Raw genomic sequence first — 23797 nt, 5'->3', positions numbered from 1 at the left:
CTCAGTCACCGATCTCGACGAAGACCTCGTCCCCGTCGATGTGCACGGGGTAGGTCGGGACGGGGGCTGTGGCGGGAAGACCGCTGGGCTTGCCAGTGCGGACGTCGAAGCACGAGCCGTGGGCGGGGCACATCACCTCGTCACCGTCGAGGTCGCCGTCGGAGAGTTCGATGTCCTCGTGGCTGCACTCGTCGCCGATGGCGAACACGCCACCGTCGTTCAGGCGCACGAGACAGATGGCCGTGCCCTCCGGTTCGACCCGGCGGAGCGATCCGGGCTCGAGCTCACCGAGGCTGGCGACGCGGCACCGCATCAGGCGCTCACCGCCTCGGTCGGCTCGTAGCCGGCCGGCAGCGCGACCGACTTGGTGGCGAGGAAGAACTCCAGGCCCTCGACGCTGCGCTCACGCCCGAGGCCCGACTCCTTGCGGCCACCGAAGGGGCCCCCGCCACCGGAGGGCGGGCCGCCGTTGACGGCGCAGGTGCCGGTGACGATCCGGCTCGCGAGTGCGATGGCGTGCTCGGTGGTCGGGGCGAAGACCGTGCCGCCGAGACCGAAGCGGCTGTCGTTGGCGATCGCGATCGCCTCGTCGTCGTCCGTGTAGGAGATGACGGACAGGACCGGCCCGAAGATCTCCTCCTGCGCGATGCGCATGTCGTTGCGTACGTCGACGAAGATCGTCGGCTCGACGAACCAACCGCGGTCGAGGCCCTCCGGCCGGCCACCGCCGTGGACGAGCTTCGCCCCGTCCTCGACGCCTGCCGAGATGAAGCTCTCGACGATGTCGCGCTGCCGCTGCGAGCACAGCGGGCCGAAGTAGGTGTCGGCGTCGTCGGGGTGCCCGACCTTGAGCGTCGAGACGTACTCGATCAGCTGCGCGACGAGTTCGTCCCGCTGCGAGGTGTGGACCAGCACCCGGTTGGTGGAGATGCACATCTGCCCGCTGTTGCGCAGCGAGGAGTCGACGAGCGACTGCAGGTACGGGCGCATGTCGACGCCCTCGGCGACGAGCGCCGCGGACTTGCCACCGAGCTCGAGGGTGACCGGCCGGAGCAGCCGCGCGCAGGTCTCGGCGATCGCCTTGCCACCGCCGACGCTGCCGGTGAAGGTGACGAGGTCGACGTCCGGGTGGCCGACGAGGTAGGCGCCCACCTCGACCCCGCCGTTGACGATGCTGAGGACGCCCGGCGGAAGGCCGGCCTCGATGGCCGCCTCGGCGAGGACGTAGCAGGAGAGCGGCGACTCGGGCGCCGGCTTGACGACGATCGGGCAGCCCATGAGCAGCGAGGGGAGCACCTTCGACAGGACGACCATCACCGGGGCGTTCCACGGGGTGACCGCAGCGGTGACGCCGACGGGCTCGCGCAGGACAAGGACCTTGCCGACCGCGCCGTCACGCACGTCGCGGACGTTGATGCGCCCGGCGTCGGCGATCGCGGCCTCCAGGAAGGGCCGGACCGACGCCATCGTGACGGTGTTGAACGTCCGGGTCGCGCCCATCTCCAGGATCTGCAGGTCGATCGCGCGGGCGCGCTTCGCGTCCAGACACTCGACGAACCTGCGGAGCACCTGCGCCCGCTCGTCGAGGCTCAGGCGCGGCCAGGGTCCGGAGTCGAAGGCGGCCCGGGCGGCCGCGACCGCCTCGTCGACCTCACCCTGGGTGGCCACGGGGACCCGCCCGACGACCTCCTCGGTCGTGGGCGACACGACGTCGAGGACCCCGTCGCCTGCCGCCGGTACCCACCGGCCCCCGAGAAACTGGTTGCTCCGGACGAACATGCAAACTCCTCACGCGCGTACGGACGACTGTGGCAGCCGTCACCCGTGCTGTCAACTCCACTGTTGACTACACGCCGGGGAATCAGGCCGCTTCTCTGAGCGCTTTCAGCAATTGGCCGAGCTGATCCAGATCGAGGCCGTAGTAATTCAAAGGAACATTGAAATTGGTGATTCCGAGCGGGACGAGCCGCCGGACGCGAGCCACGGAGGCTTCGACGAGTTCGTCGAAGCTCTGCGCCTTGTTCCAGTCCTCGGTGGCGGTCAGCGACACCCGCATGCCGACGGTCGCCGGGTCGCGGCCGTACTGCTCGCAGGCGGCGCGGATGCCGGCGGCCGAGGCCTCGATCTCGGACTCGGGCGCGGCCTCGCGCGCGAGCCAGCCGTGGCCGAGCGTGACGACCCGCCGCGCGGTCACCCGGTGGGAGGCGTCGCCCGCCCACCAGACCGGGGGCCCACCCGGCGTGAACGGCGCCGGCTCGGTGATCACCCCGGAGAAGGAGATGTGCTCGCTCTCGAATCGCGACAGGCCCGGCGACCAGAGCTCCCGGCATGCGCGGAGGATCTCCTCCAACCGCCGGCCGCGCTCCGCGGGCGGGATGCCCATCGCCGCGAACTCGTCGGCGTACCAGCCCGCACCCACCCCGAGGGTGAAGCGGCCGGCCGAGAGCTGGTCGAGCGTCGCCGCCTGGCGGGCGAGGATCGCAAAGTTGTGCGCAGCCGCGAGCAGGATGCCGGAGACGAACCGGATCCGCGTCGTGCGCGCCGCGCAGGTCGCGAACATCAGCATCGAGTCGCAGCGGTCGGAGTGCTGCGTGTCCCGGCCGTGGACCATGTTCCCCGAGCCGCCGGGGTGGTGCATGACCGGCGCGAACATGATGTGCTCGCCGTCCATCACGTCGTCGAAGCCGAGCCGTTCGAACTCGACGACGAGGTCCGGGACGTCGCGCAGGGTCGGCGCGTAGGCGGGAACGAGGCCCGGCAGCTTGACGCCGAACTGAGGCACCGTCACTGGTACTCGCCCCGGGCGCCCGCGGAGAGCACCGAGGAGGTACGGCGCCACCGGACCTGGCCGTTCACGAAGGCGGCCTCGACCCGGTCCCCGACCGTGAGAGGCTCCTCCGTCTCGAGCCGGCCGACCATGTACGGGCCGTCGTCGAGCTTCACCATCGCGACCGTGTAGGGGACGTCCTCGGCGAGCTCCTTCGAGAACGCCCGCAGGTAGACGACGAAGCTCCAGACCTCACCGTGGGGACGGATCTCGGTCCACTCGGCCTCGGGATGCAGGCACTCCGGGCAGCCGTCGAGCGGCGGCCACCGCAGCACCTGGCACTCGCGGCACCGCTGGACCACCAAACGACCGTCCCGCGCGGCCGCCCAGAACGGCGCGGTCAGGGGATCTTCGTTCGTCGCAACTGAGTTCGGCGTCACGCCGCCACCTCCGGGTCGGTGGAGAGCACGGACGCGGCGGCCTTCACGAAGCCGTGGCTGGAGCAGTAGAGGGCCAGGCGCGGATCGTCGAGCTGACGCTCGCCCGCCTGTCCGCGCAGTTGGCGGACCGCCTCGACCAGGTGCATCCAACCCCAGCTGTAGCTCTCGGACAGCTGGCCGCCGTGGGTGTTCAGGGGAAGTCGGCCGCCGGGCAGGGTGTGCCCCTCGGCGAGGAACGGCCCGCCCTCGCCGACGCCGCAGAAGCCGTAGTACTCCAACATCTGCAGGGACCACAGCGCGGTGGGGTCCTGGATGTAGAGCGCATCGATGTCGTCGGGCCCGAGCCCGGTGTTCGCCCAGATGGCCCCGGCCGCGTCGCGCAGCCAGGGACGGAGCAGGTTCTCCGGGTTGTGCTCGCCACGCACGCCCGCGTGCTCGGCGATGCCGGCGACGTAGACGGGTCGATTCGGCAGGTCCCGCGCCCGCTCGGCCGTCGTGACGACGAAGGCGACGCCGCCGTCGCTGATCATCGTGACGTCGGCCCGGCGCAGCGGCGCGACCATGTACGGCTGGGCGAGGTAGTCGTCCATCGTCATCGGCGTACGGAAGATGGCGTTCGGGTTGCGCTGCGCCCACTGCCGCTGACCGACGGCGAGCATGCCGAACTGCTCGTCGGTCGTGCCGTAGATCGCCTTGTGCCGTTGCAGGGCCAGGCCGGCGCGGCCGGCGATGTGCACGAGGCCGTTGGCCTCGGCCATGTCGACACCGTAGACGGGCGCCCCGAAGTCGAACTTCCCGCTCCGGGCGTTCGCGCCGTAGGTGAGCAGGACGGTCTCGGCCATCCCCGACAGGATCGCCATCACCGCGAGATGCAGGGAGAAGTTGCAGGTCCCGTAGTCGAGGGTCTGGACGTACGGGAGGTTGACGCCCAGCAACTTGCCCGTCGCCACGTCACCGCCGCCGCCCTGGACGGACTTGCACGCGATGAGGCCGTCGAGGTCCTTGCGGTCGATCCCGGCGTCGGCGAGCGCGGCCGCCGCGGCCTCGACGGCGATCGACGAGACCGACCGGCCGGGAAGCTCACCCTGGAGCGTGTGCCCCAGGCCGACGATGGCGACCTGGCCACCGAGCCGACGCGGCATGCTGACGCTCCTTCACGACCCGACGGACCTTTCGAGGCTAAATGCGATCGGGGCGCCAGTCAACTCTCGTGTTGACCAGCTTCCGAATTCCGCCGTACGCTTCCGAGGTGACCGATAACGCCGACGGCGCGACCCGCATCCTGGCCGAGTTCGTCGCCGGCGCCCCCGCGGGCGTGGCCTCCGCACGCGCGGTGGACGTCCTCAAGCACGCCGTGCTCGACCTGACCGGCTGCGTCGTCGCCGGTGCCGACGAGACCGCGGGCCGCCTGGCCGCCGACTACGCCGTCGCCTCCGGCGCGGCCGGTGCCGCGGCCCTGATCGGGGCGGGCCGCGGACGCGTCTCCCCCGCCCTCGCCGGCCTGGCGAACGGGACCGCCGGGCACGCTCTCGACTTCGACGACATCGGGATCGGCGTCGGGCACGTCAGCGTCGCGATCCTGCCGGGGGTGCTCGCGCTCGCCGAGCACGTCGGCGCGGACGGCAGCACCTTCCTCGACGCGCTCGTCCTCGGGTACGAACTGGCCTCGCGCCTGACGTCGATGTACCCCGACACCCGCCTCGGCCCGTACGCCGCCGGCTACCACAAACCCGGCGTGTACGCGGCCCTCGGCGGCGCTGCCGCGTGCGGCCGTCTGCTCGGCCTGAATGCGCACAGCATCGCCTCCGCGGTGGGCATCGCGGCCTCCCAGGCCGGTGGCCTGCGCGCCAATTTCGGCACGATGACCAAGCCGCTGCACGCCGGTGTCGCCAACCGGACCGCGGTCGAGTCGGCACTGCTCGCCGCGTCCGGATTCACCGCGAGCACCGAGATCCTGGAGCAGCGCTTCGGCTGGCACGACGTGCTCTGCCGCGGCGAGGGCGACCTGAGCCGGATCGTCACCGACCTCGGCGACGGCTTCGCCGTCGAGGAGGGCCTGGTCTTCAAGGCCTACCCCTGCTGCGGCGCGAACCACCACGCGATCGGCGCACTGCTCGGCCTGCTCGCCGACGAAGGCGTGGATCCGGCTGACGTCGACTCGGTCGACGTCGAGATCGAGGCCCGCAACCTCTCCGAGGTGTTGGTCTACGACTGGCCGCGTTCGCCCCTGGAGGGCAAGTTCTGCCTCGCGTACAACGTGGCCGCCGCCCTGATCGACCGCGCCGTCACCGTCGACACCTTCACCGACGCCGCACTCGAGCGGCTGACCGCGCACCGCGACCGCATCCGCGTCCACGCGGTGACGAACCTGCCGCAGCACGGCGCCCGCGTCTCCGTGCGCCTGCGCGACGGGCGCACGCTCGACCGCGAGCAGCTGACGCTGCGCGGGAGCCTCGCCGACCCGATGTCGACCGACGAGCTGGTCACCAAGTTCCGCGGTTGCGTCGCCGGCCATCTCGCCGACGGCCGCCTCGACGCGGACGGGGTCGAGGACTTCCTCACCCGTGTCACGACGCTGGAGAAGCAGCCCGACCTGCGGCCGCTGACCGAGCCGCTGCTCGCCACCCGCTGAGGACCGGGTCCGGAGGGCCCGGAGCGTCAGGCCCGGATCAGCCGCCGGCTCGCGGCAATCGCGGCCCGGTCGCCGAGCAGGAGGTCCGCGACCACCGACTCCACCGCCCCGTCGAGCAGCTCGGGCGCCGCGGTGTGGGCGACGAGCCCGAGTTCCGCCGCCTCGGACGCGTCGAACTGACGGCCCGTGAGGAACAGGTCCAGCAGCGCACCCTCGGACACCCGCCGCCGGCACGCTGCGATCGCGGGCTCGGCGACCATGCCGAACCGGACCTCGGGGAAGCCGAAGCGGGCACCGTCGACGGCGACCGCGATGTCCGCGGCCGCCACGAGGGCGAGACCGGCGCCGAACGCCGCGCCGTTGACGCGGGCGACGACCGGGACCTCGAGCGAGTCGAGGCGGGCAAGCAGGTCGAGGACCAGCTTGCCCGCCCGCTCGACGTTGGCGGGGTCGGCGACCTCGCCGCGATCCGCGCCGGAGCTGAACGTCGTGCCGGCTCCGGTGAGCACGACGACCCGGCAGTCCCGCCCGACCAGGTACAGCCGGTCGAGGAGATTGCTCAGGACGTCCAGGCTCAGCGCGTTGCGCGTGCGGGGATCGTCGAAGGTGAGGGTCAGGACGCCACGGGCGTCCTGATCAGACCCAAGTCCCATCCGCGTCCTTGGTCGAGAACCGCGGCGCAACCTTGTCGATGAACATCTGCAGCTCTTCCTCGTTCTCCTCGGGGTCGAGGTGACCCTGGCCGAACTGGAGCCACATCTCGTTGAAGCCCAGGCGCTTGTGGGCGTCCTCGATCGCGTAGGAGATCTGGTCGGCGTTGCCGATCAGGCAGTTGGCGTAGCCCTGGCCGAAGGGGAGGAAGAACTCGTTCCAGTACCAGTCGTGCTCGGCCTTGATCTCCTGCAGCCGGTCGGGGTTGTTGCCCAGCATCAGGACACCGCCCCACGCCGCCGCGTCCTCGCGCTTGACCTCACGGCCGGCCTCGGCCGCGGTGGCGATGTAGCGGTCCCAGAGCTTCTCGCAGAAGTCCATCTGGTTCGCCATGACGATCGGCTTGCCGCCCTCGCGGGCCCACATGTCGATCGTGCGCATCGAGTGCGCGAACGCGCCGTACAGCGGCGGGTGCGGGTCCTGGTAGCAACGCGGCGCGATGCCGATCTCCTGGACCATCCCGTCCGGGCCCATGCCCGCGCCGTACTTCTCGTACGCGGGGTGGCCGGTCAGGCCGGTCTCCGGCGGGAACTGCCAGTACTTGCCCTTGTGCGAGAAGGTCGAGTTCAGCCAGGCCTTCTTCACGATGCCGACGCACTCTTCGAAGATCTCGCGGTTCATCGTGTCGACCTCGCCGCGCGCCTTGGCGTCCTGCGGCGTCGTCGCGTTCGCACCCGGCACGGCGGCGTACGAGCCGACCCAGCGCGACTGGTAGCCGCGGGTGAACCCGACGTTGAGGCGGCCCTGCAGCATGTGGTCGAGCGTCGCGATCTCCTCGGCGGCGCGGACCGGGTTGTGCGTGGTGAGCACGTAACCGAGGGTCGAGACGCGCATCCGCTTCGAGTGCAGACCCACGAACAGGCTGAACATGCCCGGGTGGTTCGTGATCTCGAAGCCCTCGATCTGCAGGTGGTGCTCGTTGTGCCCGTAGGAGGCGTACCCGAGCTCGTCCGCGAGCCGGATGTAGCCGCGGATCTCCTCCAGATAACGCTGGTAGAGCTCCTTGTTCTGGCCCGCCATGCCCTGCTTGATCTCGTGCTGACGCCCGATCATGCCCGGCTGGATCAGGTGGAACTTCATGCGGCCCTCCGTGGGAGCACGATCGAGATGAGTTGTCTTCCCAGAGATTGCCTCGAAAGCAATTCCCTGTCAACTCACGTGTTGAAAATGCCTACGTCGGCGTTGATCGCGGCGAGCCGCGGGGCTAGGCTGAGAGGCGATGACAGCGACGCGCGCTCCCCACTTCCCCCCGCCGACCGGTGTCGTGGACGCCTGGATCAACCCCAATCTCGGTGCCACCGCCGGCGACGTCTCGTACCTGTTCCCCGACCTCGCCGAGCGCCTCGAACGCGGCACCACGCTCGAGCAGCTGATCGACGAGATGGACGCCGCCGGCGTCGCGAAGGGCGTGCTCTGCTCCGGGTTCTTCGGTGACGACCGGGAGTGGTGCGTGAAGGCCCGCGACACCCATCCGGACCGGTTCGCGCTCTCCCACGTCGTCGATCCACGGGACGGCATGGCCGCGGTCCGCCTCGTCGAAGACCTTGTGGCACAGGACAATTACCGCCTGATCCGCATGATGGGACTGCAGACGCAACTGGCCTACAACGAGGCCGCGTACTACCCCGTGTACGCCAAATGTGTGGAGTTGGGGATCCCCGTCAGCCTCAACGTCGGCTTTCCCGGGCCGCAGGTTCCGAGCAAGTACCAGGACCCGCTGCCGGTCGACGACGTCTGCGCGTTCTTCCCCGACCTGAAGATCGTCCTCGCCCACGGCGGGGAGCCGTGGGTCGACGTCTGCGTGAAGCTGATGGTCAAGTGGCCCAACGTGTCCTACATGACCTCGGCCATTGCCCCGAAGCACATTCCGCCCGCGATCCTGCAGTACGCCAACACCCGGGGCGCAGATCGCGTCATGTTCGCGAGCGACTACCCACTCCTTACACACGAGCGTTGCCTGGGGGAAGTGGTGAATCTGGAGTTCCGGGACGCGGAGAAGCTCCAGAAGTACGTCGCCGGGAACGCCGAGGCCCTCTTCTTCTCCTAATTCACCGTCCATGATGCGATAATTCGCGCCATGGCGAGCAGTGGAATTGAGGCGCGGCGCCAGGCCGCGATGGAAGAGGGCAGTGCGGCCTACATCGCACGTCGCAAGGAGATCGTCCGCGCCGCGGCGCACGTGTTCCGGGACAAGGGGTACGAGGCCACGCTGAAGGACGTCGCGCAAGCCCTCGGCACCGAGCGCGCCTCCATCTACTACTACTTCGGCAGCAAGGAAGAACTGCTGCAGGAGATCGTGCGCGAGGCCCTCGCCCGCGACATGGAGGCCGCGCACGCCATCCGCAAGAGCAAGGACACGACGCCGGCGAAGATCCGCGCGCTGATCGAGTCGATGGTGATCTCCTACGCGGAGAACTACCCCCACATGAACGTCTACATCGAGGACCTCGGGCGCATCGCCCGCCAGGACAGCGAATGGGCGATCGACGTCATCGAGGAGACACGCCAGTACGAGGCGCTGGTCCGCTCGATCCTCCGCCAGGGCCAGGAGGAAGGGACGCTGCGCGACGACATCCCGATCAACGTGGCCTCGATGGCGCTCTTCGGCACGGTCAACTGGATGTACCGCTGGTACCGCCCGACCTACCCCGTCCCGCCGGAGGAGATCGCCGACGGGTTCGCGCGCATCTTCCTCTCCGGCTTCGCGGTCCCCGGGGCCGAGGAGGCCGCGGGGACCGCGAAGGGGAAGCAGTAGCTACAGGCAGGTCGGTTTCAGACCCTTCGGCGCGTTGAACGTGCCGTCGGAGTTGAACCGGATCCCGAAGTAGCAGAGGTTCTCCGGCTGGGGTCCGGTGGCCTTGTACGTCGTGGCCGGGATGATCCCGTCGAGCGTCTCGTTCTTGATCTTGCCCGCGCCGACGAAGATGTCCTCCTTCGTCAGCGGCCGCGTCTGCGCCTCGGGCCCGAGCTTCTCGACGATCTTCGCGAGCATCTGACCGGCGGCCCAGGTGCCCGAACCGGAGGTGTCGACCGCCGCGCCGGGGGCGTACTTCTGCATCGCCTCGTGGTACGCCTTCGTCGCCGGCGTGTTGTTGATCAGGTACGGGAACGACAGGCTGGACAGGAACGCCCCGGACTTACGGAGGTTCGGGTCCTTCGGGTCGAAGCTCCCCTGCAGCGCGATCAACGGCAGCTTCGGGAAGTACCCGATGGCTGCGCAGGACTTCGCGGCTCGCTGCAGACCCGCACGGTCGAGGCCCCAGGCCACGACGTCGGCACCCGCGTTCTTCGCGTTCTGGCACTGCGCGGTGTAGTCGGGCTGCGTGATCGAGACCGACCCGGAGTACACGACCTCCATGCCGAACTTCTTCGCGTAGCCGTCCTTGATGATCGTGTCGTTGAAGTTCGACCCGCACGGCGATGCCTCGACGCAGTACAGGACGGCGATCTTCTTGCCGCCGGCCTCGGCGGCCTGCTGGACCGAGCCCGCGATGCCGGCGCGCGGCGTCCCACCGACCGGGTACATGTACTGGTTGGAGTTCCACTCCGGCGCGGCCTGGTCACCGCCGATCGCCGCGACCTTCATCTTGTTCAGTCCGGCCTGGAAGCCCGCGACGTCCAGCGGCACGAAGGCCGCGAAGATCGCGATCGCGCCTTCCTTGGAGACCAGGCGTTCGACCGCGGCCTGGCTCAGCGCCGGGTTCGACTGGTCGTCGATCTGGATGAACCGGATCGGGTGGCAGCCGAGGCCGCCCTTGGCGTTCATGTAGTTGACCCACACGTACGAGGTCTTGATGGCGCCGGCGAAGTTCGCCCCGACGAGGCCGCTGAACGTGCCGACCTGACCGATCACGACCGGCGGGCCCTGCTGCTTGCAGCCGGCCGCGACGGGGGTCTGCGCGGTGTTGCCACCCGACGACTTGGTCCCGGCCGTGTTGCCCTTGGTCCCGGACGAGTTGTTCGTCGTCGCGGTGTTCCCACCGGCGGCGGCGTTCGGCGCGGTGTTCGTCGTCGTGGTGCCCGGGGCGACCGCACCCGGCACGGCGCCGGCGCCGGCACCAGGCACGACTCCGCCGGCCGGGTCGGTGCCGGGAGTCACGGCGCCGGTGCCGACGTCGGAGGTGACCCCGGCCGGCGCGGCCTCCGCGACCTCTTCGTCGACCCGCGAACCGCACCCGGCGAGGACGAGACCGACGGCCACGGCGACCGCTGCGATGCGTCCGGCGGACGGGCCCGTGCGAGCCCGTGTCGATCGGAACGGACTAGGCGTTCGCATGGGAACGGACCTCCTGGAGACGGGAACCGGTCAGGTTCGGGGTGGCGTCGCCGAAGCGACGCAGGGAGCGTGCGGGGGCGGCACCCTCGGGGCCGCGGTTGCGGGTGAGTTGGCCGAGCAGGGCCGACCCACCGCCCTCCGCGAGCATCGCCGTGGCGATCGCCGCGACGCCGTACCCGAGTTGCAGGTACAGCGCGGCGTCCGGGTTGTCGATGTACACCGGGGCCACGACCGAGAGCAGGGGGGCGACGATCGCCGCGACGATCGTCGACGTGCCGGAGATGACCAGCACGGAGAGGAAGATCAGCGAGTACACGTAGGAGTACGAGTCCTGCGTGATTCCGCCGAAGACCGAGGCGTTGAGCGCACCGGACATCGCCGCCATGGACGCCGACAGGCAGAACACCAGGACCAGCGTGACGTTGGCCGACAGGCCGAGCGTCGTCAGGCCGACCGGGGAGTCCGCCATGCCGCGCAGCAGGCGGCCGAGGCGCGCCCGCTCGATGAGCGCGACGAGCACGATGCCCGCGATCGCGATCCCCAGCAGCAGGAAGTAGTAGGCCTTGTCGCTCTCGAACCAGCCCGGTCGCCCGGTCTGCAGACCGACGCGGCTGCCGAAGAAGTAGCTGCGCGGGTAGAAGTAGTTCGCGAGCAGGACGCCGAAGCCGAGCGTCGCGAGCGCGAGGTACAGACCGGAGAGCCGGATGGCCGGGATCGCGATCAGCGCACCGACGGGGATCGCGACCGCGCCGGCCCACAGGACCGCCATCAGCCACGGGGTGCCGCTGCCGAGCGCGTGCCCGAATGCCGCGGCGCCGATGGCGAAGAAGCCCATCTGGCACAGCGAGATCTGACCCGACGTCCGAACCAGCAGACCGAGGGAGAGGAACAGCAGCACCTGCGAGAGCGCGACGTTCCAGGTGACCAGCTTCTCCTCGACGACGAACGGGACGACGCACGCGCCGGCCAGCACGACGACGGCCGCGGAGGAGCGGAACTGAACCGGCAGCGGCTCGCGCACCGAGCTGCGCGCCTTCACGGTCTGGCCGAGCTCGACGAGCCGCTTCTTCGGGATGAGGAGGAGCAGGAGGAACAGGATGATGAACGGCGCGTTGGTGTCGAGACCCTGCAGCGAGACGTTGCTGCTGGCCTCCTTGGAGATCAGCGCCTGCACGACGCCGACGATGATGCCGCCGGCGAAGCTCATCGGGAGGTTGGTGAACGCGCCGATCGCGGCAGCACCGAGCGCCTGGACCACGAGCAGCGAGAGCAGGGTGACGTCGAGCTGCTGCTGCTGCGAGGCGAGCAGGACGCCGGAGACGGCGGCGAACCCGCAGCCGATCATCCACGCGGTGCGCCGGACCTTCGTCGGCGAGACACCGGTCATGTCGAGCAGCTCGGGGTTGTCGACGACCGCGCGCATCGCACGTCCCGTTCGCGTCGCGCGGAAGAACGCGTACAGGGCGATCGCCGACACGACACCGAAGACCGTGACCAGGACCTGCTCGTAGGTGACCTGAACACCGGAGAGCGTGAAGGCCCGCTTCTGCGACAGGGCCGGGCTCACCGACATCGGAACGACGCCGTAGATGAGCTGCACGAGCGCCTGCACCGCGACGATCAGCCCGACCGTCGCCACGACCTTGTACGTCGTGGACACCTGCGCGAGGCGCCGGGCGATCGGTTCGAACGCGGCGCCGACGACGATGCCGAAGATGACGATCGCGAGGAAGGCCGCGATCCACGGCGGCAGCCCGCCGTCGTCGCGCAGCTTGTAGAAGATGACGGCCGCGCCGGCGCCGATCGCGCCGTGGCCGAAGTTGAAGACACCGGTCGTCTTGTAGGTCAGCACCAGGCCCATCGCCGACAGGCCGTAGACGGTGCCGACGGTGACGCCGATGACCAGGAAGGTCACGTACTCGCTCACGGCTCACACATCCCGCACTGGTCGAGGCCGGCCTGCGAGGGCGCGGCCGCCACGGCCTTGCCGGCCACCAACAGGCAGTCGGCGCGATGGACGAGGGTGGTACCCGGGACGGTGACGAGGGCGCTCGACCGGCTCTCCGCCGCGACGTCGGCGCGGATCGCACCCGCCGCCCCGGCGAACTGCGCGCGGGCGGTGCCGAGCATGAGGCGCTCGAGGTGACGCAGGTTCCGCAGCCCGACCCGGATCCAGCCCGCCACACCCGAGAGCGACACGATCAGCGCGATGCTGCCGACCGCCATCCAGACGGTCTGGTCGGTCCACTCCAGCGTGCCGCTGCACCCGAAGTAGGCGACCCAGATCCCGAGCAGGCCGGCGCCGATGCGCACGCTCGGCCAGACGACCTCGCGGCGTTGCCACGGGCCGTCGAGCACCCAGCTCATGCCTCGTTCACCGCCGTGCTGCGGCGACGGTGGGAAGAGGACGAGCCGTTCGACGCGGAGACCGGGTGCAGCTGACCACCCGCCAGCACCGCGGCCGCCTCCTCGTGCTCCTCCGGCGTCAGGGCGAAGGCCGAGTTCTCGACGTTGCCGCCCTGCCCCGCCGCGATCTTCACGAGCGCGTCGCGGATGCTCCACAGTTCGCGCCACTCGTCACGCAGGTCGGCCGAGACCCAGAGCAGGCCGCCGAGGCCGAGCAGAAAGACGCCGAACAGACCACCGGAGATGATGTAGGGCAGCTGTCGCCCGACGCTGGTGGTGCCACTGATCCCCCACCAGCCCAGGAGCAGCACGATCGCTCCACCGGCGATGCAGACCCAGGCGCCCACCCGGTCCCACTGTGCGCGCACGAATGTCATCGGGTTCATCGAGATCGCGCTCCCAAGAGTCGGAGAGTCGGAATGGAGAATGTGGCGATCACACCGGCCGCCACCAGGACCCAGTAGAGGTTCGACAGGGCGTCGATGCTCAACGTGGTGGTCGCGGCCTGAACCCGGTCCGCGGCGGGCACGAGGTTCGCGGTCGGCACGCCGCCTGACATCGCGTCAGTTCCGGCGAGAGCGCCCGCACCGTCGAGGCCGCCGGGCAGCAGTCCGGCACCGTCGACCGCGCCGGGCAGGACACCGCCGGTCCCGGCGCCGTCGACGCCCGGAGCCGCCGAGCCGCCGAGCGCCCCGTCCGTGGAACCCGGTACCGGCGAGAACGCGGTGCTGCCCTCGCTGCTGATCGAGGCGTTCGCGCGGCCGAAGACCAGCGTGAAGTCGGTGGGGCCCGTGTACAGCGGGTTGTCCGGCGGGGCCGGCGCCTTCCAGTGCAGCGTGAAGGTCGCGCCGGTGATGCCGGTCGGGGTCTCGACGGCCTTGATGTAACTGATGCGCATGCCCTGCGCCTCGAACGCCTTCTCGACGGCGGCGTTGTCGACCGCGTACTGCTGCGGGCCCGCGCCCGGCAGTTGCACGGTGAACTGGCCGTCGTAGAAGCCGAAGGTCGGGGCGTGGAAGGTCATGCCCGCGAACGGCAATGGGATCTGCGGGAACGGCGGGGTGTTCGGCACCGGCGCCGGCGCCGGGCTGTTCGCCGGGACCGTGAACTCCAGGCCCGGGAAGCGGATGCCGCTGATCGACAGGCTCGACGTCTTCGTCACCTTGCCGTCGTAGCCGCGGAGCACCGAGGCCTTCGAGATGACCTGGCCGATCTCGCCCTGGTCGCCGATCGAGAGCGCCGCGTGCCGCGCGACGGCGTCAGCACTGACCCGCTCGCCGCTGACGCGCACGACCGCGTCGGACACCGACCCACTGCCCTCGGTCCCGAAGACCGCGTGCGAACTCGCGTCGGTCTCCTCGGTCTGGGCGCGCATCGAGATGCCGGGCTGGTTGATCTCCTGCTTGCCCTGTCCCAGGCCCGAGGTGACCATGAACGGGTAGGCCGGCGTCTGCGGCAGGCCCTGCACGATACTCGGGATCAGGCCGGGCACACCCGCGGCGACCTCACCCGGGTAGGGCAGCGACGCGAACGAGGTGCCCGACGGCAGCGAGGTCAGTGCCGCCTGCGCGACCGGACCCGCGAACTGCGGCGAGACTCCGGCCGCGATGGAGGCGTTCTCCATGAGGTAGTCGAAGCCGTACGCGGCCGCGGTGGCGTCGAACGTGCCGGCCGCCGTGGCGTGCCCGGACCACACGAGCGGTGCGCCGGCCAGGATCGCGAACGCGCCGGTGGCGCACAGCGCCCGCCGTCGACGCACGGAACGGTTGCTCATCGGGGGTCGACCTCTCGGATGTGGGGGCAGACGGACTGGCCGGGCTCGCCGGAACGGGTGGCTCAGGCGAGGTAGTTGGCCGTCGTGTCGATCTTCATGACCTTGGTCTGGGTCCATTCGAGGTAGCCCTCAAGACCCATCTCGCGGCCGAGGCCGGAGCGCTTGTACCCGCCGAACGGTTGGCCGAGCACGCCGCCGGTGGAGTTGCGGGTGAACGAGCCGGCGCGCACGCGGCGGCCGACGTTGCGGGCGAGTTCGGCGTCGTGCGTGAAGATCGCACCGGTCAGGCCGTACGGGGAGTCGTTCGCGATCTTCACCGCGTCGTCCATGTCGTCGTACGTGAGCACGGTGAAGACCGGACCGAAGACCTCCTCCTGCGCGATCTGCATGCCGTTGTCGACGTCGACCAGCAGCGTCGGCTCGTAGTACCAGCCGCGGTCGAGGTGCGCGGGACGCTTGCCGCCGGCCACGACCGTCGCGCCCTCGGCGACGGCGTCGGCGACGAACTTCTCGCAGCGGTCACGGGTGCGGGCGACCGCGACCGGGCCGAACTCGGTGCCCGGGTCCATCGCGTCGCCGATCTTCAGCGAGCCGAACACCTGCGCGAGCGCACCGGCGATCTCGTCGCGGCGCGCGGGCGGCACGAGGAGGCGGGTGAGCGCGACGCAGACCTGGCCCTGGAACGGCAGCAGCCCGGGCAGCACCATCGGGAGCAGGTCCTCGGTGGAGACGTCCGGGGCGACGATCCCCGCGGACTTGCCGCCGAGCTCGAGCATGGTCTTGACGATCCGGTCGGCGGTGCCGTGCAGCACCTTCGAACCGACCTCAGTGCCGCCGGTGAAGCTGACGACGTCGACGCCCGGGTGCGAGACGAGGTAGGAGCTGGCCTCGCGGTCGGCGGCGAGCAGGCTCAGCACGCCCGGCGGGAGGTCGGCCTCCTCGGCGGCCTCGGCGAAGAGCTGGCCGGTCAGCCGGGTCTCGACGGGCAGCTTGACGATGACGACGTTGCCGGTGAGCAGCGCGGGCAGCACCTTCATGCCGACGTAGGACATCGGGCCGTTGTAGGTCAGGATCGAGACCGCGACGCCGTACGGCTCGCGGTGGATCTCGACCGGGCCGGCGAACCCGTCGCGGCGCTCGAACTCGGGCAGCGACTCGGCGAGCGCGAAGGCGTCGGAGTAGACGGTCGGCGCGACCAGGTTGTTGATCGCGTCGCGGAACGGGGCGGTCGGGCCGCACTCCAGGCCCCAGGCGTCGCCGATCTCGGCGGACCGCTTCATCAGGGCCTCGGTGAACCGGCGGACGTGCGCGATGCGGGCCGCGACCGTCATCGTCGGCCAGGGGCCGTCGTCGAAGGCCCGGCGCGCGGCCTCGACGGCGAGGTCGACGTCGCGGGTCGAGGGCTCGGCGACGTAGGCGAGAACATCCTCGTTGCTGGGGTTGACCACCGCGGCGCGCTCGTCCGTCGCAGCCGGAATCCAGCTGCCACCGACGAAGAACTCGTTCAGATGGCGAAGTGCAGCCGGATCAAAAGTGGTCTCAGACATTTATGTCCCCAAATCGGAATTGGTGTGAGCGTAGCCACAGCCGGAGCCCTCGTCAACACCCGCGTAGACAACACGCGTGTAGATCACCGAGGCGCAGAAACGAGCCGCCACGAGCGATCTCCATGAGACCGTCCGGTGGCACCCGAACCGCTGCTGAGCTGGGCTTCAGCCGGCGGCGTGCGGTGGGGCGGACGGGACGCGGAGCGGGAAGCGACTGGTCACGCCGCCGTCCAACCGGAGCGTCTGGCCGGTGATGTAACTCGATGCGGGTGAGGCCAGGAACGCCACGGCGTTCGCGGCTTCCTCGGGCGTTCCGAGACGCCCGAGCGGGATCGAATCCGCCATTCCGAGAGCCGCGCTGTTGACCGCCTTGGCGGCGTCGGAAATGACCACACCGATCGCCACGATGTTCATGCGGATGTCGTCGCGGGCGTATTCGAGCGCGACGGAAGTCGCGAGATTCGCGAGCCCGGCCTTCGCGGCGCCGTACGACGCGGCGTAGGGGCTGGAGACGGCCCCGGCGATCGAGCCGATCGACACGATCGAGCCGCCGGTCCCCTGACTCAGCATCTGACGCAGGGCGGCCTGGACGACCTTGCGGACGTACCCCAGGTTCATCCACTGGATGAGGTCCCAGTTCTCGTCGGTCATCTCGTCGAGCCGGACCCAGGGCGCGAACAGCGTCTGGCCGCCGACGACCGTCACGAGGACGTCGATGCCGCCCAGCGCCGCGACCGTGTCGGCGACGACGCGCTCCAGGGCCGCGGCGTCGCGGACGTCGACCGACAGACCGACGCACTTGGCGCCGGTGCCGCTGAGCTCGGCCGCGAGAGCCTCGGCCTTGTCGCCGGCGAAGTCCGCGATCGCGACCGCCGCCCCGTGCGCGGCGAGCGCCCGCGAGGTCGCGCCACCGTTGCCGGGTCCGGCGCCGCCGATGACGAGGGCGCGCCTGCCTTCGAGGCCCAGCGTCGCGGTCACGACTGCGACTGCTTCAGCAGAGCGCGGTTGACCTTGCCGGTCGGCGTCATCGGCAGCTCCGCGACGAACTCGACGATCCGGGGTTTCTTGTACGAGGCCAGTTCGGCGCCCACGTAGTCGCGGACGTCGTCGGCGCTGAGGTTCGCACCGGCCCGCTGGACGACGACGGCCTTGACGACCTCGCCCCAGTCCGGGTGCGGGACGCCGACGACGACGACCTCCGCGATGCCGGGGTGGTTGCCGAGGGTCCGCTCGATCTCCGAGGGGAAGATGTTCTCCCCGCCGGAGATGATCATGCTCTTGATGCGGTCGAGGATGAACACGTGGCCGTCGGGGGTCCACGCCGCGCCGTCACCGGTGTGGATCCAGCCGTCCCGGATCGTCTCGGCGGTCTCCTCGGGCTGGTTCCAGTACCCGACCATGTTGTTCGGGCCGCGGTGGCACAACTCGCCCATCGTGACGCCGTCCTTCGGCACGAGGTTGCCGTCCTCGTCGAGGATCGCGAGCTCGCTGAACAGCGCCGGGGTGCCGCACGCCTTGAGCAGCTCCGGGTTCTCGCCGGACAGGGCCCGCCGGTGCGAACTGGGGCTCAGGTAGGTGCCGGGACCGAACTCGGTCATGCCCCAGGCCTGCATCATGTCGCAGCCGAAGACCTCGACGGCGTCGCGGATGACCTCTTCCGCCGTCGGGGCGCCGCCGTACTCGACCTGGCGGACCGAAGTGGCCTTGAACTTCCGCTCGCGGGCTGCGTTCACGAGCCGGGGCAGCATCGTCGCGATCGCGAAGAAGCCGGTGACCTGCTCGGCCTCGATGATGTCGAGGCAGGCGTCGGCGTCGAACTCGGCGATGACGACCGGCCGACCCATCGCCAGGTAGGCCAGGCTCATGTAGCCGACGACGTGGAAGAGCTGACCCAGCATCAGGTACTTGTCGTCGGCGTTGATCCGGGCGGCGGACAGGTAGTCCAGGGTGCAGGCCCCGTAGGAGTACTGCGTGTGGACCGCGCTCTTCGGGATGCCCGTGGTGCCACCGGTGGAGATCGCCAGGTACGGCTCGTGGAGCAGCGAGTCCGGGTCGGGCAGCGCCACGTCGGAGTTCGCCTTCGCGAGCACGTCCTCGTACTCCGACGACGAGCCGGGGTTCCACTCGATCCACTGCGCCACATCCACCGTGCCGCGCACCTGCTCGACCACGTCGGCGAACTCGCTCGCGTAGAACACGACCGACGGGGTCGAGTCCGCAAGCGCCTGGGTCACCTGCGCCGGCGAGAAGCGCCAGTTCAACGGGAACAGCAGCGCACCGGCCTTCGCCGTCGCCAGGTAGAGCTCCATGAGCTCGACGCAGTTCCGCGACAGCGCGGCGACGCGCTGCCCTTGCCCGGCGTCCAGCGTCCCGACCATCGCCTTGGCGAGGAGATCCGTGCGGGTCGCGAGTTCACCGAAGGTGCGGCGGACGCCGACCTCCGGCGCGATCAGTGCCTCGCGGTCGGGGGCGCTGATCGCGGTCGTCGTCGCGAGCCGGCCGATGTTGATCATGCGTCAGGTCTCCTCGCCTCGGATGAGCGAAATCAGAACGCCGTGGCCAGCGGCTTGTGCACGTCACCCCGGGGGAAGAAGTCGTAGTCGTTCGGGGTGAGCAGCGCGTCCATCTTGAGGCCGATCTCGTCGGCGACCGGCCGGAGCTTGTCCAGGTCGAAGCCCCAGAGCTTGGCGGCGTTCTCACTCAGCATCTTGCGCGCGTCCTCGGGCGAGGCGCCGGCGGCACCGAGGGTGGACCGCAGCCAGTCGAGCGTGCCCGGCCCCGCGCCCCACGTGCCCTCGTGGTGCGGGTAGTCCATGCCGATCTGGATCTTGTCGATGCCGATCTCGTGACGTGCGATCGCCTCGGCGCGGGAGAACAGCGAGCTGCCCATGTGGCACTGGCGCTGGAAGTAGAACGACGGCTTCTCCTTCACGACCTCGCGGACGTCGCGGCGCAGGTAGGACTTCTCCCACGTGTAGTCCATCGACTGCAGGGCGCTGATCACCCAGCCCGAGCCCTGCTCGGTCATCACCAGGTTCAGCCCCGGGAAACGCTCGAACACCCCGCCCCAGATCATGTGCGTGAGGATCTGCTGCGTCGAGAAGAACGCCTGCGCGGTCATCATCGGTACTGCGCACGCCGGGTGCGGAACCGCCATCAGCGTCCCGGTGGCCATGTGGGTGCTGATCGAGGAGATCGCCGTGTGGCTGTTGATCGGCATCTCCAGCTCCTGCAGCACCTCCCAGATCGGGTCGTGCCGGGAGTGGAAGAACGGCGTCGACTCGTCCAGGCTCGGCAGCGCGATGCCGATCAGGCCGTTCTCCTTGGCCCAGCGGATCTCCGCGATCGTGTCGTCGACGTCGGCGAAGCTGACGACGGCGAGCCCGCCGAAGCGGTCGGGGTACGCGGAGCAGAAGTCCGCGAGCCAGCGGTTGTGCGCCTTGTTCGCGATCTCGACCTTCTCCGGGCTGCGCTTGTAGCCGATCAGCGCCGCCTTGAGCGGCGGGTGCAGCTCCCACGGCAGGCCGAAGTCGGGGAAGAGGATCTCCCCGGCGATGCCCTCGTGGTTGAGCTCCTTGACGCGCTTGTGCGGGTCACCCTGGCCCTCGAGGCGGCCGGGCTCGATGACGGTCTCGATCCACTCCTCGACGAGGTACTCGTCCATGCGGTTCCGGAGGCTGGCCGGGTCCGTGGTGCGGGCACCGACCTTCTCGAACTCGACGCAGAACTCTGCGAAGTCCTCCTGGTACGCCGCCGGGATGTAGGCCGCGTAGTCCTTCATCGGCGCGGTCGCGTGACCGTCCGAGGAAATGATGATCGCCCGCTCGCCGGGGCCGGAATTCAGTTCTGCGTTGGTCGGGAAGGTGGAGGACACGGAAGAACTCCCGGGATCGACGGGGGCGCAATGACAGCGAAATAACCGTAGACGCTGGAAATGGAGCCAGTCAACACCGAGGTTGATTGAGAGCGGATCCGCTGCTACGTTCTCGAGCAATCAGGGAGGAGACCCACGCATGCTGCTGGACCGTTTCCCCGGCTTCCCGGAAGAGCTTGCCGGGCTCAAGGTCATCGACGCGGACACCCACTACTCGGAGCCCCACGACCTGTGGACGTCCCGCGTGCCGGCGAAGTTCCGGACGCAGGTTCCCCACATCGCCGACAACGGCATGGGCGGCCAGTGCTGGAAGTTCAACGGCGACGACCTGCTGTTCTCGTCCGCGGGTTCGGCGAGCGTCATCCGTAAGGACGGCACCAAGTCCGCGCTGCTGGACTGGGACATCCAGAACGGCACGATGCCGATCCACGAGATCCACCCCGCGTCGTACGACCCGGTCGCGCGGATGGAGGAGATGGACCGCCAGGGCGTCTGGGCGCACATCATCTACCCGAACGTCGTCGGGTTCGGCGCCCACAAGCTGATCAAGCACGCGAACCAGGAACTGGCGCTGGAGATCCTCAAGATCTACAACGACGCGTGCGGCGAGATGCAGGCGACGTCCGGTGGCCGGCTCTACCCGCAGGCCCTGGTGCCGTTCTGGGACCTCGACGCCGCGCTCAAGGAGATCCAGCGCTGCAAGGAAGAGCTCAAGCTCACCGGCATCACGATGAGCAGCGCCCCGCACGCCGCGGGCCTGCCGCCGATCATCGACAAGCACTGGGACCCGATGTGGGAGCTCTGCACCGCGCTGAGCATCCCGATCAACTTCCACGTCGGCAGCTCGGAGTTCGACCGCGAGGCCTTCACCTCCGGGGTGTGGCCGGGTCAGGACCCGATCCGCACGCACGTGATCGGCTGCGTGCTGCTCGAGATGAACAACGCGAAGATGCTCGCGAACCTGCTGACCTCGGACCTGCTCGTCCGGTGGCCGGAACTGAAGTTCGTCTCGGTGGAGTCGGGCATCGGCTGGATCCCCTACGTCCTCGAGCGTCTGGACTACCAGCTGCTGGAGACCTCGCTCGACGGCCGCGTCTGGGAGCAGCCCACGGCGAAGGAGCTGTTCCGCCGCTCCGTGTACGGCTGCTTCTGGTTCGAGGAGGCCGCCCCGTCGCGCGTCCTCGACTTCATCGGGTTCGACAACGTCCTGTTCGAGTCGGACTTCCCGCACCCGACCTGCCTCTACCCCTCACCGGTCGAGCACGCCCTCAAGGTGCTCGAGCCCTGGGGTCCCGACGTGATCCGCAAGGTCATGTCGACCAACGCCGCCAACCTGTACGGCATCCCGGTCGACTGATCGCACGTCGCACCGACCACGAGAACGGCCCCCGGAGTTCGCTCCGGGGGCCGTTCTCGTTGGCGATTTGCCTGTGTCACAGGGTGATCGGCGGTTCCTTGTCGTGCCGGCCGGGCATCTCCGCGCCCTTGAGGGTGAGGAACCGGCGCAGCGCGGCGTAGGTCTCCACCGGCGCCTCCTCGGGGAGGAAGTGCGCGCTCGGCAGTGCCTCGCCGCGGACGTCCACGGCCTTCTTCTGCCACTCGGCGACGACGTCGTGCTTGCGCCCGACGTAGCCGTGCTCGCCCCAGAGCGCGAGCAGCGGGGCGGTGATCTTCGTGTCGAGGTCGGCCTCGTCGTGCTCCAGGTCGATCCCCGCGCCGGCGCGGTAGTCCTCGCACGCGGCGTGGATCGTCGCCGGGTCGGAGAACGCCGCGACGTACTCGTCGAGCGCCGGCTGGCTGAACGCCTGCATGTCGGTGCTCCACGAACGCAGGCACCACCGCAGGTAGAACTCCGGGTCGGCACCGATCATCCGCTCGGGCAGGTCGTACGGCTGGCTCAGGAAGAACCAGTGGTAGTACGACCGCGCCAGGTCCTCGTTCGTGTTCCGGAAGACCGTGTGCGTCGGGAGAATGTCGAGCACCGCGATCTGCTCGATCCGCTCCGCGTGGTCGAGCGCCATCCGGTGCGCCACCCGTCCCCCGCGGTCGTGGCCGACGACGGTGAAGGTCCCGAACCCGAGCGCCTCCATCACCTCGACCATGTCCTGCGCCATCGCACGCTTGGAGTACAGCTCGCCCCCGGGTTTACCGTCGGGCTTCCCGCTCCCCCCGTAACCTCGCAGGTCCGCGACCACGACCGTGTAGTCCGTCGAGAGCGCCGGCGCGATCCGGTGCCACATCGCCCCGGTCTGCGGGAACCCGTGGAGCAGCAGCAACCCCGGCCCCGACCCCGCCACCCGGACCGAGATCGGCACCTCGGCCGTCGACACCGTCGCCTTGCGGAAGAAAGAAAGAATGGGAAGCACGCAGTAATTCTTCCCTACTCGTTTCACATTCCACCAGGTGGGTCTACACCCGTGTTGACGGAGCGGCGGCAGCCCCGCCCCCAGTGAGCGACAACGTTGCAACACCTGAGGCGCTGTTCGGGCGCCAAGGCACTGCACCCGTTTCAACCCTGTCGCTCACTGGGGCCGCCGGGCGGGAGAATCGGGCCATGGAGACGCGAGGGACAGCGCTGGTCACCGGTGGGGCGTCGGGGATCGGGAGGGCGACGGCGGAGCGGTTGGCGGCCGAAGGGTACGAGGTCGTGATCGGGGACGTCGACCCGAAGGCGGAGGTGGTCGCGGCGGAGATCGGGGGGACGGCGCAGGTCCTCGACGTCACCGACCTCGCGGCGTGGGAGCAGGTCGCGGCGAACCTGGAGCACAACGGTCGCCGGCTCAGCGCGCTCGTGCTCAACGCCGGGATCGCGGGCGGGGGGACGGATCTCGCGACCCTCGACCTCGACCGGTACGCCCGGCTGATGCGGGTGAACGTCGACGGGGTGGTCTACGGGCTGCGGACGATGCTCCCCCACCTCGCCCGGCCCGGGGTGGTGACGGTGACCGCCTCGCTGGCGGGGCTGATGGGCGTCCCGGCCGACCCGGTCTACGCGATGACCAAGCACGCGGTGATCGGGCTGGTCCGCAGCACCGCGGCGGGGCTCGCGGCCGACGGGGTACGGATCCACGCCGTCTGCCCCGGGTTCGTGGAGACGCCGTTGCTCGGGACCGCCCAGCAGCAGTTCGAGGCGGCCGCGTTCCCGCTGCTGACGGCCGACCAGATCGCGGCTGCGCTCGCGGACCTCGTCACCGGCCGGTCCCAGGCGCTGGTGACGGTGCTGCAACCGGGCCGCGACCCGGTCGACTACGCGTTCGCCGGCATCCCCGGTCCCCGTCTGCTCGACGGGTCGAAGGCACCGGACCTCCCCCGCGACCTGCGCCTGGACCCGGTCGAGCCGCCGGCCTAGTTTCCGGACGCCACCGTTGGG

General features: G+C 69.8%; 22 protein-coding genes. 5 read left to right on the top strand and 17 right to left on the bottom strand.

Going from position 1 to position 23797, the window contains the following annotated elements:
- Position 1 precedes the first annotated feature (1 nt).
- The 5 genes from ABD401_RS03555 to ABD401_RS03535 form a co-directional block, all read right to left on the bottom strand.
- The gene (locus ABD401_RS03555) at positions 2–313 is read right to left on the bottom strand and encodes a non-heme iron oxygenase ferredoxin subunit (protein ID WP_019873820.1); all 312 of its coding nucleotides are present in this window, start codon (positions 311–313) and stop codon (positions 2–4) included.
- Positions 313–1779 carry an aldehyde dehydrogenase family protein gene (locus ABD401_RS03550; protein ID WP_344601662.1) on the bottom strand — a complete coding sequence of 489 codons (1467 nt, stop codon included), beginning with the start codon at positions 1777–1779 and terminating at the stop codon, positions 313–315. The genes ABD401_RS03555 and ABD401_RS03550 overlap by 1 nt, the downstream gene beginning before the upstream one ends.
- Positions 1780–1861: 82 nt before the next feature.
- Positions 1862–2788 carry a TIGR03619 family F420-dependent LLM class oxidoreductase gene (locus tag ABD401_RS03545; RefSeq protein WP_344601660.1) on the bottom strand — a complete coding sequence of 309 codons (927 nt, stop codon included), beginning with the start codon at positions 2786–2788 and terminating at the stop codon, positions 1862–1864.
- Complete coding sequence (locus ABD401_RS03540) at positions 2785–3207, bottom strand: Zn-ribbon domain-containing OB-fold protein (protein ID WP_344601658.1); 423 nt, start codon at positions 3205–3207, stop codon at positions 2785–2787. Before ABD401_RS03540 ends, ABD401_RS03545 begins: the two co-directional genes overlap by 4 nt.
- Positions 3204–4349 carry a thiolase C-terminal domain-containing protein gene (locus ABD401_RS03535; RefSeq protein ID WP_344601656.1) on the bottom strand — a complete coding sequence of 382 codons (1146 nt, stop codon included), beginning with the start codon at positions 4347–4349 and terminating at the stop codon, positions 3204–3206. The genes ABD401_RS03540 and ABD401_RS03535 overlap by 4 nt, the downstream gene beginning before the upstream one ends.
- 107 nt (positions 4350–4456) lie before the next feature.
- On the opposite strand from ABD401_RS03535, the gene ABD401_RS03530 reads away from it, so the two are divergent.
- The gene (locus ABD401_RS03530; RefSeq protein WP_344601654.1) at positions 4457–5839 is read left to right on the top strand and encodes an MmgE/PrpD family protein; all 1383 of its coding nucleotides are present in this window, start codon (positions 4457–4459) and stop codon (positions 5837–5839) included.
- Positions 5840–5865: 26 nt separating this feature from the next.
- Here the strand turns inward: ABD401_RS03530 and ABD401_RS03525 are convergent, their stop codons facing one another.
- Positions 5866–6492, bottom strand: coding sequence for an enoyl-CoA hydratase/isomerase family protein (locus ABD401_RS03525; RefSeq protein ID WP_344601652.1), 627 nt, complete (start codon positions 6490–6492; stop codon positions 5866–5868).
- Positions 6476–7630: an LLM class flavin-dependent oxidoreductase gene (locus ABD401_RS03520; RefSeq protein WP_344601650.1), complete on the bottom strand. Its 1155-nt coding sequence runs from the start codon at positions 7628–7630 to the stop codon at positions 6476–6478. Before ABD401_RS03520 ends, ABD401_RS03525 begins: the two co-directional genes overlap by 17 nt.
- Positions 7631–7769: 139 nt before the next feature.
- Between ABD401_RS03520 and ABD401_RS03515 the strand changes: the two genes are divergently transcribed.
- Both ABD401_RS03515 and ABD401_RS03510 read left to right on the top strand, forming a co-directional pair.
- The gene (locus ABD401_RS03515; RefSeq protein WP_344601648.1) at positions 7770–8597 is read left to right on the top strand and encodes an amidohydrolase family protein; all 828 of its coding nucleotides are present in this window, start codon (positions 7770–7772) and stop codon (positions 8595–8597) included.
- Between the two features lie 30 nt (positions 8598–8627).
- Positions 8628–9305, top strand: coding sequence for a TetR/AcrR family transcriptional regulator (locus ABD401_RS03510; RefSeq protein WP_033384918.1), 678 nt, complete (start codon positions 8628–8630; stop codon positions 9303–9305).
- On the opposite strand, the gene ABD401_RS03505 is transcribed toward ABD401_RS03510, so the two are convergent.
- From ABD401_RS03505 to ABD401_RS03465, 9 genes are all read right to left on the bottom strand, one after another.
- A complete protein-coding gene (locus ABD401_RS03505) occupies positions 9306–10826 on the bottom strand; it encodes an ABC transporter substrate-binding protein (protein WP_344601643.1) in 1521 nt (506 codons plus the stop codon). It abuts the gene before it with no gap.
- Positions 10813–12753 (bottom strand): branched-chain amino acid ABC transporter permease, encoded by a 1941-nt coding sequence (locus ABD401_RS03500; RefSeq protein ID WP_019873833.1) that lies wholly within the window; start codon positions 12751–12753, stop codon positions 10813–10815. The genes ABD401_RS03505 and ABD401_RS03500 overlap by 14 nt, the downstream gene beginning before the upstream one ends.
- Positions 12750–13193, bottom strand: coding sequence for a hypothetical protein (locus ABD401_RS03495; protein WP_344601639.1), 444 nt, complete (start codon positions 13191–13193; stop codon positions 12750–12752). Before ABD401_RS03495 ends, ABD401_RS03500 begins: the two co-directional genes overlap by 4 nt.
- Complete coding sequence (locus tag ABD401_RS03490) at positions 13190–13618, bottom strand: hypothetical protein (protein WP_344601637.1); 429 nt, start codon at positions 13616–13618, stop codon at positions 13190–13192. The genes ABD401_RS03495 and ABD401_RS03490 overlap by 4 nt, the downstream gene beginning before the upstream one ends.
- Positions 13615–15006 carry a hypothetical protein gene (locus ABD401_RS03485; RefSeq protein ID WP_344601635.1) on the bottom strand — a complete coding sequence of 464 codons (1392 nt, stop codon included), beginning with the start codon at positions 15004–15006 and terminating at the stop codon, positions 13615–13617. Before ABD401_RS03485 ends, ABD401_RS03490 begins: the two co-directional genes overlap by 4 nt.
- A 62-nt stretch (positions 15007–15068) precedes the next feature.
- Positions 15069–16553 carry an aldehyde dehydrogenase family protein gene (locus ABD401_RS03480; RefSeq protein WP_344601633.1) on the bottom strand — a complete coding sequence of 495 codons (1485 nt, stop codon included), beginning with the start codon at positions 16551–16553 and terminating at the stop codon, positions 15069–15071.
- Positions 16554–16718: 165 nt separating this feature from the next.
- Positions 16719–17531, bottom strand: coding sequence for an SDR family NAD(P)-dependent oxidoreductase (locus tag ABD401_RS03475; RefSeq protein WP_344601631.1), 813 nt, complete (start codon positions 17529–17531; stop codon positions 16719–16721).
- A complete protein-coding gene (locus tag ABD401_RS03470; RefSeq protein WP_344601628.1) occupies positions 17528–19066 on the bottom strand; it encodes an AMP-binding protein in 1539 nt (512 codons plus the stop codon). The genes ABD401_RS03475 and ABD401_RS03470 overlap by 4 nt, the downstream gene beginning before the upstream one ends.
- 32 nt (positions 19067–19098) lie before the next feature.
- Entirely contained in the window at positions 19099–20427 is a 1329-nt protein-coding gene (locus ABD401_RS03465) for an amidohydrolase family protein (RefSeq protein WP_344601626.1), read from the bottom strand.
- Positions 20428–20566: 139 nt separating this feature from the next.
- Here ABD401_RS03465 and ABD401_RS03460 point away from each other — a divergent pair, with 139 nt between their 5' ends.
- Positions 20567–21784, top strand: a complete 1218-nt coding sequence (locus ABD401_RS03460; protein WP_344601624.1) for an amidohydrolase family protein — start codon at positions 20567–20569, stop codon at positions 21782–21784.
- Positions 21785–21860: 76 nt separating this feature from the next.
- On the opposite strand, the gene ABD401_RS03455 is transcribed toward ABD401_RS03460, so the two are convergent.
- Positions 21861–22784, bottom strand: coding sequence for an alpha/beta fold hydrolase (locus tag ABD401_RS03455; protein ID WP_344602305.1), 924 nt, complete (start codon positions 22782–22784; stop codon positions 21861–21863).
- A 197-nt stretch (positions 22785–22981) separates the two neighbouring features.
- Here ABD401_RS03455 and ABD401_RS03450 point away from each other — a divergent pair, with 197 nt between their 5' ends.
- A complete protein-coding gene (locus tag ABD401_RS03450) occupies positions 22982–23776 on the top strand; it encodes an SDR family oxidoreductase (protein ID WP_344601622.1) in 795 nt (264 codons plus the stop codon).
- Positions 23777–23797: the final 21 nt, after the last annotated feature.

This window comes from Sporichthya brevicatena (assembly GCF_039525035.1).
GTDB lineage: Bacteria > Actinomycetota > Actinomycetes > Sporichthyales > Sporichthyaceae > Sporichthya > Sporichthya brevicatena.
Note: the sequence above shows the minus strand (reverse complement) of the source record. Positions and strands in the feature narration are given on the sequence as shown.

Excerpts from the sequence above, each read along its gene's own strand:
- ABD401_RS03525 (WP_344601652.1), bottom strand. The coding sequence starts at position 6,492 with ATGGGACTTGGGTCTGATCAGGACGCCCGTGGCGTCCTGACCCTCACC.
- ABD401_RS03495 (WP_344601639.1), bottom strand. The coding sequence starts at position 13,193 with ATGAGCTGGGTGCTCGACGGCCCGTGGCAACGCCGCGAGGTCGTCTGG.
- ABD401_RS03550 (WP_344601662.1), bottom strand. The coding sequence starts at position 1,779 with ATGTTCGTCCGGAGCAACCAGTTTCTCGGGGGCCGGTGGGTACCGGCG.
- ABD401_RS03460 (WP_344601624.1), top strand. The coding sequence starts at position 20,567 with ATGCTGCTGGACCGTTTCCCCGGCTTCCCGGAAGAGCTTGCCGGGCTC.
- ABD401_RS03450 (WP_344601622.1), top strand. The coding sequence starts at position 22,982 with ATGGAGACGCGAGGGACAGCGCTGGTCACCGGTGGGGCGTCGGGGATC.
- ABD401_RS03510 (WP_033384918.1), top strand. The coding sequence starts at position 8,628 with ATGGCGAGCAGTGGAATTGAGGCGCGGCGCCAGGCCGCGATGGAAGAG.
- ABD401_RS03555 (WP_019873820.1), bottom strand. The coding sequence starts at position 313 with ATGCGGTGCCGCGTCGCCAGCCTCGGTGAGCTCGAGCCCGGATCGCTC.
- ABD401_RS03505 (WP_344601643.1), bottom strand. The coding sequence starts at position 10,826 with ATGCGAACGCCTAGTCCGTTCCGATCGACACGGGCTCGCACGGGCCCG.
- ABD401_RS03470 (WP_344601628.1), bottom strand. The coding sequence starts at position 19,066 with ATGATCAACATCGGCCGGCTCGCGACGACGACCGCGATCAGCGCCCCC.
- ABD401_RS03480 (WP_344601633.1), bottom strand. The coding sequence starts at position 16,553 with ATGTCTGAGACCACTTTTGATCCGGCTGCACTTCGCCATCTGAACGAG.
- ABD401_RS03515 (WP_344601648.1), top strand. The coding sequence starts at position 7,770 with ATGACAGCGACGCGCGCTCCCCACTTCCCCCCGCCGACCGGTGTCGTG.
- ABD401_RS03490 (WP_344601637.1), bottom strand. The coding sequence starts at position 13,618 with ATGAACCCGATGACATTCGTGCGCGCACAGTGGGACCGGGTGGGCGCC.
- ABD401_RS03535 (WP_344601656.1), bottom strand. The coding sequence starts at position 4,349 with ATGCCGCGTCGGCTCGGTGGCCAGGTCGCCATCGTCGGCCTGGGGCAC.
- ABD401_RS03485 (WP_344601635.1), bottom strand. The coding sequence starts at position 15,006 with ATGAGCAACCGTTCCGTGCGTCGACGGCGGGCGCTGTGCGCCACCGGC.
- ABD401_RS03520 (WP_344601650.1), bottom strand. The coding sequence starts at position 7,630 with ATGAAGTTCCACCTGATCCAGCCGGGCATGATCGGGCGTCAGCACGAG.